Consider the following 14,696-nt stretch of genomic DNA (forward strand, 5'->3'; position numbering starts at 1 on the left):
TCGCTATTCTATTCTTCGCCGATGATTCGGACTTCTGTTTCTAAGGTGACATCAAAGGTTTCTTTGATGACTTGTTGGATATGAGCGATCAGTTCGACGTAATCCGTTGCAGTGGCTTGATCGACGTTCACGATAAAGCCCGCATGTTTTTCCGAAATTTGGGCTCCGCCCCATTTCAATCCTTGTAAGCCTGCATCTTGGATCAGCTTGCCGGTAAAATGACCGACTGGACGTTTAAAGACACTCCCACAAGAGGGGTATTCTAGCGGTTGCTTCAATTGCCGCAATTCTGTCAGTTCATCCATCCGCTTTTTAATTTGCTCTTGATCGCCTTTTGCTAGATCAAAGCGACTGCTCAAAATGATCATCTTTTGCTCTTGCAATTTGCTATGACGATAAGCAAATTCCATTTCTTCCTTGGTATAAGTCACGATTTGACCATTAGCCAGCAAAACGTCGCAGGACGCAAAGACATCTTGGATTTCGCCATCATAGGCGCCAGCATTCATAAAGACGGCACCGCCGACACTGCCAGGAATCCCGCAGGCAAATTCAAAACCAGTCAACGATTCATGCAAAGCGACATAGGTGGTATCGATCAACTTTGATCCAGCATCGACGATCAAAGAAGTGCCGTCCACCACGATTTGGTTCATTTCTGATAGCATGATCACCACGCCACGAATACCACCGTCACGGACGATCAAGTTGCTGGCATTTCCTAAGACGATCCAAGGAATCGCTTGTTCTCGGCAATAATCAAGCAGCTGTTTGGCTTCATCTGCTGTTTTGGGAAAAGCCAAAATGTCTGCCGGTCCACCAGTTTTTGTATACGTATAGTTCAATAAGGGTTCATCTTTTAATAAGGCAATTTCAGGGAATTGCGCAATCATCAAGTCTTTATTCACGAGAAGGTTTCCTTTCACAATAAACATCTCACTTATTTTAGCATGTTCAAGGAAAAGTTGCTACCTCTGGTGAATCAAAGAAAAGCTTAATGGTCGAATGACCCATAAGCGCCTCTTTTCGAATGACCTGATTAATAAAGAGTAAGCTTCAAAAAAAGTGTTTTGTTATTTCAGATAATCGTTCTTTCATCTCCGTAGTGACTTTATCGACTACTTCTAAGTTGCTGCGATGCAAGAAGTCCACACTGCAAATATGCTGACAAAGAATCGTCCCTTGAACTTTACTTTATTGTGTTTCGGTAACTGTTTGAAACGCATTCGATCGAGCAAATTTTTCTTCTACATATTTTTTTGAGCTACTGATTGGCATCACTAAGATGGTATTGAAACTCTTGTTATAATAATCATTACTAACCACTACACACGGTCTTTTTTTGCCATTTCATTTCCTTTGGTGGGATTTAAGTCAATAAAAAGAATATCTCCTTGCCTTACCATTCAATGTTCTCCTCACCTAAATCTTTTTCAAAAAACATCTCACCTGTGTCAAATTTTCCCATTTCTTCTATGATCGCTAATTCTTGTTTCCAAAAATCTTCAAAAGAAGGTGCTGCTTTTTCGCCTCTTACCTTGATCTCACCTTCTGGGGTAAATTCAAAAATTACCCAGTGATTCTCTTTTAAGCCTAGTATTTGCCGCACACTTTTTGGAATAGTTATTTGATTTTTCGAAGTCATTTTCGCTGAAACTTGCGCTTTGATCGTCATGAAACTGCCCCCTTTTCAAAATGACTGTATCATAAAATGGAAGTAAACGTAAGGAGCCATCGTTCCTTTTCCGTACTACAAACGAATTTTCTCTAGCATCCAAATTTAATCCTCATTCTTCCTCCTTGTTTTCCTCATTCCGCTCACTTGCTTTGCGCTTCTGGCTTTTTTAGGTAAAATGGGAGGCGTAGTGGAAAACAAGGAGGAGTCTCAATGAAATTTATTTCTTGGAATGTGAATGGTTTACGGGCCATCGTTAAAAAAAATTTTTCTGAAGTGTTTGAAGCCCTCGATGCTGATTTCTTTTGTTTACAAGAAACAAAGCTGCAAGAAGGTCAGATCGAATTGGATTTACCAGGCTATCATCAATACTGGAATTATGCGGAGAAGAAAGGCTATTCTGGCACAGCAATTTTCGCAAAAGAACCTGCACTATCGGTCTGTTATGGATTAGGAATCGAAGAACATGATACGGAAGGTCGCGTCATCACGCTGGAGTATCCTGAATTTTTCTTGATTACTTGCTACACACCGAATTCCCAAAATGAATTGCGCCGCTTGGATTATCGCATGACTTGGGAAGATGCCTTTTTGGCTTACTTGACTGAATTGAAACAACAAAAGCCAGTGATTCTCTGCGGTGATTTGAATGTTGCCCATAAAAATATCGACATCAAAAATTGGAAAACCAATCAAAAAAGTGCTGGGTTTACACCTGAAGAACGGGAAAAGTTTTCGACTCTTTTGGCTGCTGGCTTTACCGATACGTTCCGCTATTTCTATCCAGATGCAGAAGGTATTTATTCTTGGTGGAGCTACCGTTTCAACGCTCGCAAAAACAATGCTGGCTGGCGCATCGATTACTTTGTCGTTTCGGATGACTTAAATGAGCGCTTGCTAGACGCCAAGATCCATACAGATATCATTGGCAGTGACCATTGTCCGGTGGAACTGGATCTCAACTAACCGTAAGAAAACTTCAGTTTTTCTTAACGTTTGTTCGCTTTTCATTCTTTGATTTTGTGCTAGAATGGCAATGAGGTGAGTCTGATGAATTTTATCGCAATGGACTTTGAAACAGCAAATTATCAAAAGCATAGTGCCTGTTCCCTTGCACTAGTCATGGTACAAGATAGCAAAATCGTGGGCGAATATTACACATTGATCCAACCGGAAACGGAATTTTTTTGGAAAAACATTCAAATTCATGGCATCCGTCCAGAAGATGTACAAGAAGCGCCTAAGTTTCCTGACGTATGGAAACAAATCCAACAATATTATCAACTGAACAGTTTGATCGTTGCGCATAACGCTGGTTTTGATACTGGAGTTTTGGCGGGATGTCTTGATTATTATGGGTTGTCACAACCAAATTATCTTTCCTTATGCACGGTGCGAACGAGCCGCAAGCTGTATCCAGAATTTACGAACCACAAATTAAACACGGTTTGTGAGCAATTACAGATTCCTTTACTAAACCACCATGATGCACTAGAAGATAGTCGGGCATGTGCCCAAATCTTATTGCGTCAAGAAGAAGAATTTGGTATCGATCCATTAAAAAAATTGGTTTTAGTCAAATAAATAAGAACGTGCGTCCTAAAGTCAGCATTGCGCTAGCCTTTAGGACGCACGTTTTCATTTAAGGAAGGATTCATTTTAAGTCAGATCGATCCAATAATGACAGATTATAGCGCCATCTTCAGGATCAATGACTTTTTCTGTCAATTTACCACCGTTGTTTTCAATGACTTTGGCGGAGGCGCGATTGGCTTCTTCACAGGTTACTAACACGTTGTTCAAGCCAAATTGTTTGGCCTTTACCAATGACTGTGCCAACATTGCCGAGCCGATGCCTTGCTTTCGATGGTCTGGGTGCACTGAATACCCGATGTGTCCGCCAATTTGGCGCAAATACGCATTAAGTGTCAGACGCAGATTCAAGAGACCGACCACTTTTTGATCTTGGATAGCCAGATAGGTACGGGCGGGAACGAATCCTTCTGGTACCGTTTCTGCTGTTTTAAAATCCACCAATCCCTCTAGCCAGTCTTTGGCTGTCGGACTTTCTACAAGTCCTGCCCCACCATGGATGACTTCTTGATTCTTCTCGAAGGCTTGCCGATACGCTTCGATTTGATCGCAGTCTGCGATCGTCGGTTCCCGAAACTCCATTTCCTTCACTCCTTTTTTATGATTCAAAAAGACGTGCCATCATCAAGACGTCAACTTTTTGCCCCTCGCGGGTTTGCACCGCTTCTTTCATACAGCCTTCTGTTAAAAAACCAAATTTTTGATACAGATGGATCGCCCGTAAATTTCTCGCTTGAACGGTCAACTCGATGCGGGTCAATTCGCCAACTTCTACTACCCAGTCCAGTAATTCTTCAATCAGGAGCGAACCTAAGCCTAAGCCCCAATAGTCTTTTAAAATCGAGATACCGATCTCCCCGACATGGGCTAATTGCCACTCTTCATGGCCTTTGACTGATGCCATGGCGATCAATTGTTCTTGATCAAATGCCAACAACAGCAAATAGTCGTCCCGTTCATAGATAGCGTCCAGCTGTTCTGCCAATAAGGCTTCTGGCAACGCCAAGCCGCTTTCGTCCATCAAAAGAAAATCCGTTTCTTCTCCTAGCTGTTGACTGACTGCTAACACAGCTTTGGCATCAGCACCCGTGGCTTCTTTGATCTGTAATTGGATCTCACTCATGGGCTGCCTGCCATTTTGTTGTGATCCGTTGCAAAAAGGCGGTTGCTTTGGTGCCATATGCATGACATTTCACAAGACGTTTTTGTTCATCTGTATCATCTTTTTCCAAAATCAGTTCTAAATAATCCTCTGGCAGGGAGGCTTCTAAGAGATTGCCCCATTCGATCACACACAAGCCATCCCCTTCGAAATAATCATCCAGTCCTAAATCTTCTGCACCGTATTCCACCCGATAGACATCCATATGATACAGCGGTAGCCGCCCATTGGTATATTCACGAATGATCGTATAGGTCGGACTTTTGATCAGTTGCTCGATTCCTAGCCCCAAGGCGATGCCTTTCGTCAAGGTTGTTTTGCCAGCACCTAAATCGCCCGTCAATACCAGATTATCCCCTGGCTCGGCTGCCTCTCCAATGATTTTTGCAAATGCTGCGGTTGCTTCTAAGTCGTTAATGGTAAACATAGTCCCCATCCTTTGATCAATCTAATTTACTAGTTGCTAGTATAGCTTGTTTTTCAAGGAATTGTAAAGAAGGAGCTTAGGGAAAATTTCCCGACGATCACTGGATCGTTGCTTTTGCGCACACTTCCTCCTTTGCTGCCCTCAACTTTCCAAAAACAAAACAAAAAACTGACCCTCAAGGGATCAGTTTTTCATAAGTGCAGCGATTGGCTGCTTATTTTTCCATTAGTGTTTGTGCCGCAGTAATGATTGATAATTTGTAGACATCTTCTTCATTTGAACCACGAGACAAATCAGAGATTGGTTTGTTCAATCCTTGTAAGATTGGTCCAATCGCTTCAAAGTTACCGAAACGTTGGGCGATCTTGTAGCCAATGTTTCCTGATTGTAAATCTGGGAAAACAAAGACGGTTGCTTTACCTGCTACTTCAGATTCAGGAGCTTTCAATTGCGCAACTGCTGAGATATACGCAGCATCGAATTGCAATTCTCCATCGATTTGGTATTCTGGTGCCAATTCTTTGGCGATTTTTGTTGCTTCAACGACTTTATCTACTTCTGGTGCTTTCGCAGACCCTTTCGTTGAGAAGCTTAACATAGCAACTTTTGGATCGATTTCAAATAATTCAGCGGTTTTCGCTGAGTCAACAGCGATTTCTGCCAATTCTTGTGCAGTTGGGTTTACATTGATGGCACAGTCTGAGAACAAGTATTTTTCTTGGTCACGACCACGAACCATTAAGAAAGCACCACTTGTACGGCTAATGCCTGGTTTTGTTTTGATGATTTGTAAAGCGGGTCTTACTGTATCACCCGTAGAATGGATCGCTCCTGAAACCATTCCTTCAGTAATGCCCATGTAAGTCAACATTGTACCGAAATAGTTGACATCTTTTAAGATTTCTTCTGCTTGTTCTTTGGTTGCTTTGCCGTTGCGGCGTTCCACAAAAGCTTCAACCATTTCATCCCAACGATCATAATTTTCAGGATCTAAAATTTCAAAGTTTGATACGTTGATTCCGCGAGCTTCCGCTGCTTTTTCGATTTCAACCGGGTTACCGATCAAAACAGGTTCAATTAATTCTTCTGAACGTAAACGGCTAGCAGCACCTAGGATACGAGGATCTGTTGCTTCAGGAAAAACGATTTTGATATGACGACGCACGATTTTAAATTTTAAACTTTCGAATAATTCCACGGGTAAAGACCTCCAGTTTTTTTATACCCTTCCATTGTACAATAATTGCGAAAAAAAGAACAGATAAAAATCCTGTATTAGTCGATTATTTTAAATATCGTTACCTTTTTTACAAATTTACTCATTCTAAATAACACAGTTTTACAACTGTGTTATTTTTTCGGGCAACGCCCAGGAAATCGGTTCTTCCCCTAACGCCAGCAATGCTTGATTGATCTTAGAAAAAGGCTTCGAACCAAAGAATCCTCGATGCGCTGATAACGGACTTGGATGAGGCGCTGTTATAATAATATGTTTGCTAGTATCTAGCAACGCGGCTTTCTTTTGGGCGGGTTTGCCCCAAAGCACAAAAATGACCGGTTCTTCTCGTTGATTCAATTTTTCGATGATCGTATCAGTCAGCTGCTCCCAGCCATGCCCGTGATGTGAATAGGCTTGCCCTTCACGTACTGTCAACACGGTATTCAACAATAAGACCCCTTGTTGCGCCCAAGGTACGAGATAACCGTGGGACACAGGTGGAATCCCCAAGTCATCAGCTAATTCTTTGTAAATATTCCGCAACGAAGGCGGTATTTTGACCCCCGGCTGTACGGAAAACGACAGTCCGTGGGCTTGGTGAGGGCCATGATAAGGATCTTGACCTAAGATGACAACTTTTACGTCATGGTATGGTGTCAGTTTTAAGGCTTCATAAATACGATCCATTGCTGGATGGATCGTTTGCTGGGCATATTCTTGTTTCAAGAAAGTCCGCAGTTGTTGGTAGTACGGCTGCTCAAATGATTCCTGCAATTGTTCTTGCCAATCATTGTCCAATAGTCGTTTCATGGCGAATCTCCTTTGTTTTCTTCTAGGATAACAAATCCCTCCCCTTAGAAACAAGAATTACTCTTCGAAAGAAAAAAAATGCGCGATTTATGGTACACTATTTGTAGAAACGATTAAGAAAGGACGCTGACAATGATCAAATTAATTGCTTCTGATATGGATGGTACGCTTTTAAATGCTAGTATGCAGATTTCAGAAGAAAATATCCAAGCAATCAAATATGCCCAATCCAAAGGAATCGAATTTATGGTCGCAACTGGCCGTAACCGCAAAGAGGCTTTGCCGCCGCTGCAAGAAGCCGGGATCGACTGTGCAATGATCACCTTGAATGGTGCCCAAGTCTACGACGAAGCGGGTAATTCATTATTTACTGTGCCGATCAGCCATGAACAAACTCGTTCGTTGATCGACCTACTCAAAGAAAACGACATCTATTTTGAGATCTCCACGAGCAACGGGATCTATTCGGAAAGCCAAACACGTCGGATCGAAAATTTTGCGATCCACACGGCAGAAGCAATGCCCCATTTAACCCATAAGATGGCGATTGCTATGACAGCAGCCCGTTTGGAATTTTTACCGATCAATTATGTCGATGATTTCAGTGAGTTGTTTTCGATCGAAGAATTAGAATTTTTGAAAGTGATCTGCTTCCATCAAGATGGTGCGCGGGTATTGGGTCCTATCACGAAAATCATCGATGGGTACGGCGATCTAGTGGTGACTTCTTCTGGACAAAACAATATTGAGATCAACCACCGAAACGCGCAAAAAGGAATCGCAGTGGCGCATGTCGCTAAGGATCGGATGATCTCACTGGAGGAAGTGATGACGATCGGTGACAACTTAAATGACGTAAGTATGCTGCAACTGGCAGGCGTTAGTTTTGCAATGGGAAATGGCGAGTTAGAGGTAAAAGAAGCCGCGAAGTATTTGACGGACACCAATATTGAGTCTGGTGTCGGCAAAGCGATCGTTCGGGCAATTGATGAAAATCTTTAAATCACGCAGCTTTTTGGGGATACATGAGGAGGCGTAAGTATGTCAGAATTTTTCATCCAAGACAGACAACTTAGCAGAGTCACACGCACCATTGTCAAAGATGAAACAGGCAAATCACTGTTTTTAATGGTGGGCCGTTGGGGAACTAAGGGCGATGCTCTTTCCCTTTACCGCTTGAATGGGCAAATGGTTGCTAGTATCAAACAAATCAGCTTTACTTTTGGTACGCGCTTTGAGATCTACAAAGACTTTGAGAAAGTCGGTACACTGCAGAAAATCTTTAACTGGCCGGGTGATTTCTACTATATCCAGCAGCTTCACTGGGCGGTCCACGGCGATATCTACAATCATCGCTATGGGATCCATCATTTCAATAAAAAGATCATGGAAATGGATAAGGCAACCTTATTGACGGGGGATTATTATGTACTGGATGTCGTTGATGATCGGGATGCACCAGTCTGCATCTGTATCGCTGCCGTCATGGATTACTGGCTGTACAATCGGCACCGCAAGAAAGACCATCCTCTTGAGCTTCGACTAACAAATGGAACCAGCTGAAAAATCAGCTGGTTCTTTTTTGCATATGGTCGTATAGGTGGCCACTGATCTCTCTTTGGGCCACGACTTCAAAGCCATGCTTTTCATAGAGCCGCTTCGCATGAGGATTGGCTCGATCCACACTCAAGCCGATCACCTCATAGCCATCTCTAGAAGCAATTTTCGGCAACGCTTCTAACAAGGCTGAGCCGACACCTTTGCCGCGAAATTTCTCAGCCACACAGATGGTATCTAAGTACCATTCATTTGGTAAGGTTTCTTCATCGATAAATAGCTTCATGTCTTTACTCAAACCGTACTGTTCCAGCACTTTATCTAGAGGCTGATCGATCGTCGCCTCTTCTTTGTCTGGGTAACCAAAGGCGACCCCTGCAACTTCCCCGTCGATCTCATTGACCAACGCACGGCGAAAGCCGTAACGATAGTCGGGTTCTAGCATGGCATCTGCCAAGATCTCTAAGGTCTTTGCTTCACCGATCTCTTTGACAAACGGCAATTCCATATCCTTTAAAATGACTAAAACGAGTTCAGCCATGACAAAGCGATCTTCTTTTTTTGCAAATCTTATCACGTTTTCTCCTCCTTACTTCTATACATAGAATAACAATTCTCTCAAGAAAAACCAAGTTGAATCGACAAAGGATCCACACAAAGTTTTCCTTATTTATTCATGCAATTCCAACGGCAAGCCGTCTGGATCCTGGAAAAAGGTCATTTTCTTATTCGTAAAGGTATCGAAACGAATCGGTTCACACGCAATTCCTTTGGCGGCTAACTTTGCCACGACTGCTTCAATATTTTCCACCGCAAATGCCAAATGCCGCAAGCCAGCTGCTTCGGGGAAACTTGGTCTTGCTGGTGGGTTTTCCACCACAAACAGTTCTATTTCTGATTCCCCAAAGCGCAGGTCGATTTTTACATCTTTCTTTTCTGGGCGCGCATGTTCACGAATCACTTCAAAGCCTAATTTCTCTACATAAAATTCTTTGGTCTGCTGGTAATCACTGGCGATGATCGCCACATGATGCATTTTTGAAAACATTATTGCCACTCCTTTGTATTGGACTCCTCTCTCAGTTTAAAGCCTTTGGCTGCATTTTACTAGAAAAGACTGCCGAAGTTCTCCTCTTTTCATAAATGGTTTCTGTTATACTAGAAAGCGGAAGGTGATGAAAAAAATGAAACTACTTTATATTTCAATCTCTGGAAATACCCGTGCATTCGTCAACCGCTTGTTGGCCTATGCGGATCAGCAAGACACTCCGAGTACTTGGGAAGCCAAAGAAATTCATGACAATAGTGTCTTTGAACAAGAAGACGAACCTTATGTGGTTTTTGTCCCTACCTATTTAGAAGGTGGAAATGGCGTCGATAACGGCGATCAGGAGATTCTCACAGAAACCATGCGGGAATACATTGACTATGAAAACAACGCAGCTCTTTGCTTAGGCGTGATCGGCAGTGGCAACAAAAACTTCAATTATCAATATTGCTTGACCGCAAAGCAATATGCGGAGCAATTTTCGATCCCGTTCTTAGCGGATTTCGAGCTGCGAGGCACGACCCAAGATATTGAACGGATCTATGCTTGTTTGAAAGAAATCGATCCTGCCCACAGCAACACTTAGCTTTAGCCAGCATTCATTAGCCATTAGGAGGACTTTTGCATATGAAACCACAAACGATGGTCATTTTGATCATACTCGGCAGCATTCTCATCTTGACCGCACTAGATATCTGGAATCGGTACAAAGTACGCCGTTACGTTCGGCTTGCTTGGGGAAAGCTTCCCCGCCAGCCCCGCTTTGATAAAGAAGCGAGTTTGAAAAAGGCTTGGCTGACTGAGAAGAAGTTTCACGATTTTGATAGTGAGGTCGATGACATCACTTGGTATGACTTGGATGGCTTTTCGTTGTTTGAGTCCATTAATCTGACGTTTTCCAGTGTCGGTTCAGAAGCGTTGTATCAGCAGTTACGCAACTTTCGCTTCAAAACGGACAAACAGCTGACCAAATTGATCGACTTTTTTGCTGCTGACAGTGCTGCACGCGAACAATCCCAATATACGTTTGCTCGTTTAGGAAAACAAGATGATAATTTTTCGAAAGCCTACTTGGCCAATGAAGCTGCGCAATCGATCGGTTCTCTGCCTTTCTTTGTCTTTTTAGGTGTGCTGCCGTTAGTCGGCATCTTGCTGCTCCTGCTGGGGTTTGTCCAAGGCATCCTGTTGACGTTGGTTAGTGTCGTTTTCAATACGATCTATTACTCCATCAAAAAAGCCAAGCTGGAAACAGAACTGAACAGCATGCGCTATTTGGTTCAAACGATTGCCTGTGGCAGTCAGATCGCTAAAATCAACACGCCCCTCCAAGATGAGATCAAACAATCCTTGGCACCATTAAAAAAGATCACTCGTTTCGCTTTCTCGTTTCGTGCCAAAAACGGCAGCGAAGGAGATATGTTGTTTGAATACATCAATATCATTTTTATGCTGCCGTTTATTTCCTATCAAACGGTCACTACTACCCTGGCAAAGCACCAACAAGCAGCCATCGATCTGTGGAATTTGCTGGGAAAATTGGAAGTCGCAGCCGCCATTTTAAATTTTCGCACGTATATGCCCATCACTTGCCTACCGACCTTCCAAACAAGCGGAGGTGTACAAGCAACGGGTACGTATCACCCGCTTCTAAGTGAAGCAGTCATGAATGATGTTGCTTGGACCCACAATACCCTCGTGACTGGCTCCAATGCCTCGGGCAAATCGACGTATGTCAAAAGCATCGCCATCAATTGCATTTTGGCACAAACGATCCAGACAGCAGTTGCCGAAACTTTTACGATGGTTCCCGGTCACGTCATTACCTCGATGGCTGTTGAAGATGATTTATTTGAAGGCGACAGCTATTTCGTGGCGGAGATCAAATCCATCAAACGCCTGCTAGACACCGTTGCCACGAACCAGCGCTGCTATTGTTTTGTTGATGAGATTTTAAAAGGAACCAATACGGTGGAACGGATCGCTGCTTCTGCCAGCATCATCCATTGGCTGCGAGCCTACCCATCATTGGCATTTGTCGCCACTCATGATATTGAGCTGACTGAAATATTGAAAAATGACTGCTGCAACATCCATTTTTCTGAACAAGTCACGGAAGATGACGGCATCTCCTTTGATTACAAGGTCAAATCCGGTCCTGCCTTGAGCCGCAATGCAATCGCCCTCTTAAAAGTCATGGGCTACCCTGAAACGATCGTTCAAGACGCCTATGCCGCCGCCAATGATTTTGATCAAAACCGTAAATGGCAGGATTTATAACTTCATACAAACAAAAGCGCCTTATCCTGTGACTAACACTGGGATAAGGCGCTATTTTACGTTTCAGTTAGTCAAACAAACCAGTCGTTAAACTGTATTGCTCTCCTTGTAACACATCGTATTGGATCAAATTGTAGGCATCATAGATTTCTTGGGCTTCTTGATCCAATGCAAGGGTCGTCTGCCATTGCCCGCCTTGATAGTATTGACCCATTTCAAAAGCCGGCAGCTCATCTTGCAAGGCCAATAACAACTGGTAAAACCCGCTCGTTGGTTGGTCACTGGCTTCTAATAGGTTCGGCGCAAAGTAAAAGGGACTTGTTACAGGTACATCTTCTGGGGCAAAATTTCCTTGCGAATCGACCATCAAAAACTCCGTTTCATGCAGGGCAGCCGTTTCATTTTGCTCCTTGATCTCATCGGCATAAATGCCTGGTAAATGATCCCCCCAAAAGACGACCAGCGTTCGCCGATCCAGCTGTTCTAATTCAGCTACAAAGTTTTTCAATGCTGTACTGCTGTAGGAGATATCCTGCAGGTAGTTTTCCAAAGAAGCCATATTGCCCGGACCGCTTGCTTGGTAATTCAAGGTATCGTATTTACCAGCATACGGCATATGGGTCTGCATCGTCACTAAATGGACAAATTGCGGTTGCTGATCGTTTTCCAACAATGCCAGCACTTCTTTGTAGGCCGCCTCATCAGAAATATAAGGATTATTTTCGATTTTGTCGGTATAGGTCATCGTCTCTTGATCGATAAACTGTTCAAACCCCATCCCCCCATAGACATCCTTGCGTTTGTACATCGATGTATCGTAAGGATGGATCGCCGTTGCCGTATACCCTGATTGTTCCAAGAAAGAAACCAAGGATGGCAGTTGCGTCAATTTCGGCACTAGCATCGTGTAAGGCGTTGTCATCTGTGGATTCAATAGGCCCATGGCAAAACCAGTCAACGCTTCAAACTCGATGTTTGCCGTACCGCCTCCATAATTTTGCGAAAGCATTTTTCCACTGATGGTTTGATCGGCGACGTGGTAATAGTCTTTCAACGGATCGCCGGTGATCGACAAGCCATTTAAATGGCTCGGGTCGGAAAAGCTCTCGCTCATTACATAGACGATATTTGGTGCTTCACTTTCACGGTCTTGATTTTTCTCCGCAGCCTGTGCATTGTAGGTGTCCGCAATCGCTTGGATTGCTTCTTTTGAATACCCCTCAGGCTTCGTCATGGCATCTACCCGCAGGTTGTACAAAAAACCACCGATAAATCCCGTATTGTAGTAGTTCATTTTTTGTGAATACGGAATCCAGAGCGCCGTCTGATTGTAGGCTTTGCGTAAAAGGTTGTTGCTGTCATTGAAGTGAGAAACATAGACTAAGCCCAGCGAGCATACGACCAGCACCGCTCCTCGCATCACTTGCAAACGCCCGTTTAATTTGCGGCTGCGATAGATACTCCAGCCGATCGCCCCGATCGCCGCCAGAGCGAAGAGGATGGCTAAGAAAAAGGCGCCATTGCCGATCATGGTTCGTAGAAGGTCGAATTGAGTGACCATCTTTAAATCATCGGGATAGATTGGTTCTTGGCGATAGACCATCTTCGTGTGGTTGGCATATCCTAAGATTCCGATGACGACACTATAAAAGATGCCTCCGATCAGTACCGAACCTGCCAAGCTGGCAAACACCCCATACACCAGCAGTAGCACCCCACAAGCCAAGAAAAACTTTGCTGTATGCCACGAAAAGGAAAATTTCAGAGCTAATTCAACGGAAAGATTGTTTTGACACCATTGCAAATATAAATTACTGAAAATGATCAACAGGACGATGGCGATGCCTTTTAATGCGATCTTCAGATAAGGGTGGATATTTATTTTCACGAAGGAACATTCCTCCTTTTCTACACGTTCTAGGTACCCTCGTATTTTATGCTTTCGAGGCAAGAAAGTAAAGCCGAGGTAAGAAGCTTTTGTTATTTTTAAAGAAAGCAAGCCTCATAAAAAAAGAGTCTAAGGTTTCTTGCCCCCTAGACTCTTCTTTCTATCCGAATGGAACTCAATCACTGGTTTCGTTTATTTCCAAAAATCATCAAAAATCGTGACTGGCAAGTGGCGTTTGTGTTGCGTTTTGTTCCACCAGTTTTCAATGGTTTGTTGGGCTTCAGCCGAAATTTCCTTGCCTTCTAAATAGTCATCGATGTCGTTGTAGGTCACTCCTAAAGCTGCTTCATCTGCCACTAAAGGTTTGCCATCTTCCAAGTCCGCAGTTGGGACTTTTGTATACAACGCTTCTGGCGCGCCTAAGTATTGCAAGAGTTGACGGCCTTGGCGTTTATTCAAACGAAATAGTGGTAAAATATCGGCTCCGCCATCCCCATACTTCGTAAAGAAGCCGGTGATGTTTTCCGCAGCATGATCTGTTCCCAGAACAGCCCCTGCTTTTTCACCCGCAATGGCATATTGCGTGATCATCCGTTGACGGGCTTTGATATTGCCTTTGTTAAAGTCGGAAACCGCTAACCCTGCTTCTTCCACCGCTTGTACTTGCGCATCGACGGCGGCTTTGATGTTTACCCGCAGCTCAATGTCTGGTTGGATAAACGCTAGTGCTTTTTTGGCATCTTCTTCGTCTGCTTGTTCCCCATAAGGTAAGCGTACCCCTATGAACTGATAGTTGGGATTCCCAGTTTCGCTGCGCATTTCCTCCATCGTCAATTGCGCAAGCCGTCCAGCTAACGTCGAATCTTGTCCACCACTGATCCCCAAGACAAACGTATGCAAGAACGGATTCTTTTGCAGATACGCCTTTAAAAAATCAATACTCTTACGAACTTCTTCTTTCGGGTCGATGGTCGGTAAGACTCCTAATTCTTTGATAATTTCTTGTTGCATGGTCATAGAAACGCCTCCTCTTATTTTTT

The 14,696-nt window shown here is 43.5% G+C and carries 18 protein-coding genes; 6 read left to right on the top strand and 12 right to left on the bottom strand.

From position 1 onward, the window contains the following. Positions 1-8 precede the first annotated feature (8 nt). The 3 genes from murB to IGK14_RS13015 form a co-directional block, all read right to left on the bottom strand. On the bottom strand, positions 9-893 hold the full coding sequence (gene murB / locus IGK14_RS13005; protein ID WP_371179810.1) for a UDP-N-acetylmuramate dehydrogenase: 885 nt from the start codon (positions 891-893) through the stop codon (positions 9-11). A 301-nt stretch (positions 894-1,194) separates the two neighbouring features. Beyond that, on the bottom strand, positions 1,195-1,326 hold the full coding sequence (locus IGK14_RS13010) for a type II toxin-antitoxin system PemK/MazF family toxin (protein WP_225000597.1): 132 nt from the start codon (positions 1,324-1,326) through the stop codon (positions 1,195-1,197). 73 nt (positions 1,327-1,399) lie between these two features. Then, complete coding sequence (locus IGK14_RS13015; RefSeq protein ID WP_010749884.1) at positions 1,400-1,675, bottom strand: AbrB/MazE/SpoVT family DNA-binding domain-containing protein; 276 nt, start codon at positions 1,673-1,675, stop codon at positions 1,400-1,402. 213 nt (positions 1,676-1,888) lie between these two features. On the opposite strand from IGK14_RS13015, the gene IGK14_RS13020 reads away from it, so the two are divergent. Together IGK14_RS13020 and IGK14_RS13025 are read left to right on the top strand one after the other, a co-directional pair. Then, the gene (locus tag IGK14_RS13020) at positions 1,889-2,641 is read left to right on the top strand and encodes an exodeoxyribonuclease III (RefSeq protein WP_010749885.1); all 753 of its coding nucleotides are present in this window, start codon (positions 1,889-1,891) and stop codon (positions 2,639-2,641) included. A gap of 84 nt (positions 2,642-2,725) precedes the next feature. After that, positions 2,726-3,259, top strand: a complete 534-nt coding sequence (locus IGK14_RS13025; protein WP_010749886.1) for a 3'-5' exonuclease — start codon at positions 2,726-2,728, stop codon at positions 3,257-3,259. A 75-nt stretch (positions 3,260-3,334) separates the two neighbouring features. Here IGK14_RS13025 and IGK14_RS13030 read toward each other — a convergent pair whose 3' ends face one another. The 5 genes from IGK14_RS13030 to IGK14_RS13050 all read right to left on the bottom strand — a co-directional run bounded on the left by IGK14_RS13030 (position 3,335) and on the right by IGK14_RS13050 (position 6,886). Then, complete coding sequence (locus tag IGK14_RS13030) at positions 3,335-3,850, bottom strand: GNAT family N-acetyltransferase (RefSeq protein WP_010749887.1); 516 nt, start codon at positions 3,848-3,850, stop codon at positions 3,335-3,337. 16 nt (positions 3,851-3,866) lie between these two features. Further along, on the bottom strand, positions 3,867-4,391 hold the full coding sequence (locus tag IGK14_RS13035; protein WP_010749888.1) for a GNAT family N-acetyltransferase: 525 nt from the start codon (positions 4,389-4,391) through the stop codon (positions 3,867-3,869). After that, positions 4,384-4,857, bottom strand: coding sequence for a tRNA (adenosine(37)-N6)-threonylcarbamoyltransferase complex ATPase subunit type 1 TsaE (gene tsaE / locus IGK14_RS13040; protein ID WP_010749889.1), 474 nt, complete (start codon positions 4,855-4,857; stop codon positions 4,384-4,386). Before tsaE ends, IGK14_RS13035 begins: the two co-directional genes overlap by 8 nt. 214 nt (positions 4,858-5,071) lie before the next feature. After that, positions 5,072-6,055, bottom strand: coding sequence for a phosphate acetyltransferase (gene pta / locus IGK14_RS13045; protein ID WP_010749890.1), 984 nt, complete (start codon positions 6,053-6,055; stop codon positions 5,072-5,074). 141 nt (positions 6,056-6,196) lie between these two features. Then, on the bottom strand, positions 6,197-6,886 hold the full coding sequence (locus IGK14_RS13050) for a uracil-DNA glycosylase (protein ID WP_010749891.1): 690 nt from the start codon (positions 6,884-6,886) through the stop codon (positions 6,197-6,199). Between the two features lie 132 nt (positions 6,887-7,018). Between IGK14_RS13050 and IGK14_RS13055 the strand changes: the two genes are divergently transcribed. Together IGK14_RS13055 and IGK14_RS13060 are read left to right on the top strand one after the other, a co-directional pair. Continuing rightward, positions 7,019-7,888 carry a Cof-type HAD-IIB family hydrolase gene (locus IGK14_RS13055; protein WP_010749892.1) on the top strand — a complete coding sequence of 290 codons (870 nt, stop codon included), beginning with the start codon at positions 7,019-7,021 and terminating at the stop codon, positions 7,886-7,888. Positions 7,889-7,927: 39 nt separating this feature from the next. Next, a complete protein-coding gene (locus tag IGK14_RS13060) occupies positions 7,928-8,449 on the top strand; it encodes an LURP-one-related/scramblase family protein (protein ID WP_005228514.1) in 522 nt (173 codons plus the stop codon). A 4-nt stretch (positions 8,450-8,453) separates the two neighbouring features. On the opposite strand, the gene IGK14_RS13065 is transcribed toward IGK14_RS13060, so the two are convergent. Both IGK14_RS13065 and gloA2 read right to left on the bottom strand, forming a co-directional pair. Then, on the bottom strand, positions 8,454-9,020 hold the full coding sequence (locus IGK14_RS13065) for a GNAT family N-acetyltransferase (protein WP_005228513.1): 567 nt from the start codon (positions 9,018-9,020) through the stop codon (positions 8,454-8,456). Positions 9,021-9,113: 93 nt separating this feature from the next. After that, complete coding sequence (gloA2, locus tag IGK14_RS13070; protein WP_005228512.1) at positions 9,114-9,491, bottom strand: SMU1112c/YaeR family gloxylase I-like metalloprotein; 378 nt, start codon at positions 9,489-9,491, stop codon at positions 9,114-9,116. Positions 9,492-9,627: 136 nt separating this feature from the next. On the opposite strand from gloA2, the gene nrdI reads away from it, so the two are divergent. Then, entirely contained in the window at positions 9,628-10,077 is a 450-nt protein-coding gene (gene nrdI / locus IGK14_RS13075; protein ID WP_005228511.1) for a class Ib ribonucleoside-diphosphate reductase assembly flavoprotein NrdI, read from the top strand. Positions 10,078-10,118: 41 nt separating this feature from the next. After that, positions 10,119-11,768, top strand: a complete 1,650-nt coding sequence (locus tag IGK14_RS13080; protein WP_010749894.1) for a MutS-related protein — start codon at positions 10,119-10,121, stop codon at positions 11,766-11,768. Positions 11,769-11,835: 67 nt separating this feature from the next. On the opposite strand, the gene IGK14_RS13085 is transcribed toward IGK14_RS13080, so the two are convergent. Both IGK14_RS13085 and nadE read right to left on the bottom strand, forming a co-directional pair. Further along, positions 11,836-13,656, bottom strand: a complete 1,821-nt coding sequence (locus IGK14_RS13085) for an LTA synthase family protein (RefSeq protein WP_010749895.1) — start codon at positions 13,654-13,656, stop codon at positions 11,836-11,838. Between the two features lie 192 nt (positions 13,657-13,848). Further along, positions 13,849-14,673 (bottom strand): ammonia-dependent NAD(+) synthetase, encoded by an 825-nt coding sequence (gene nadE, locus IGK14_RS13090; protein ID WP_010749896.1) that lies wholly within the window; start codon positions 14,671-14,673, stop codon positions 13,849-13,851. Positions 14,674-14,696 lie beyond the last annotated feature (23 nt).

This window comes from Enterococcus sp. DIV0970a, assembly GCF_051711265.1.
In the GTDB taxonomy this organism is placed as follows: domain Bacteria; phylum Bacillota; class Bacilli; order Lactobacillales; family Enterococcaceae; genus Enterococcus_D; species Enterococcus_D casseliflavus.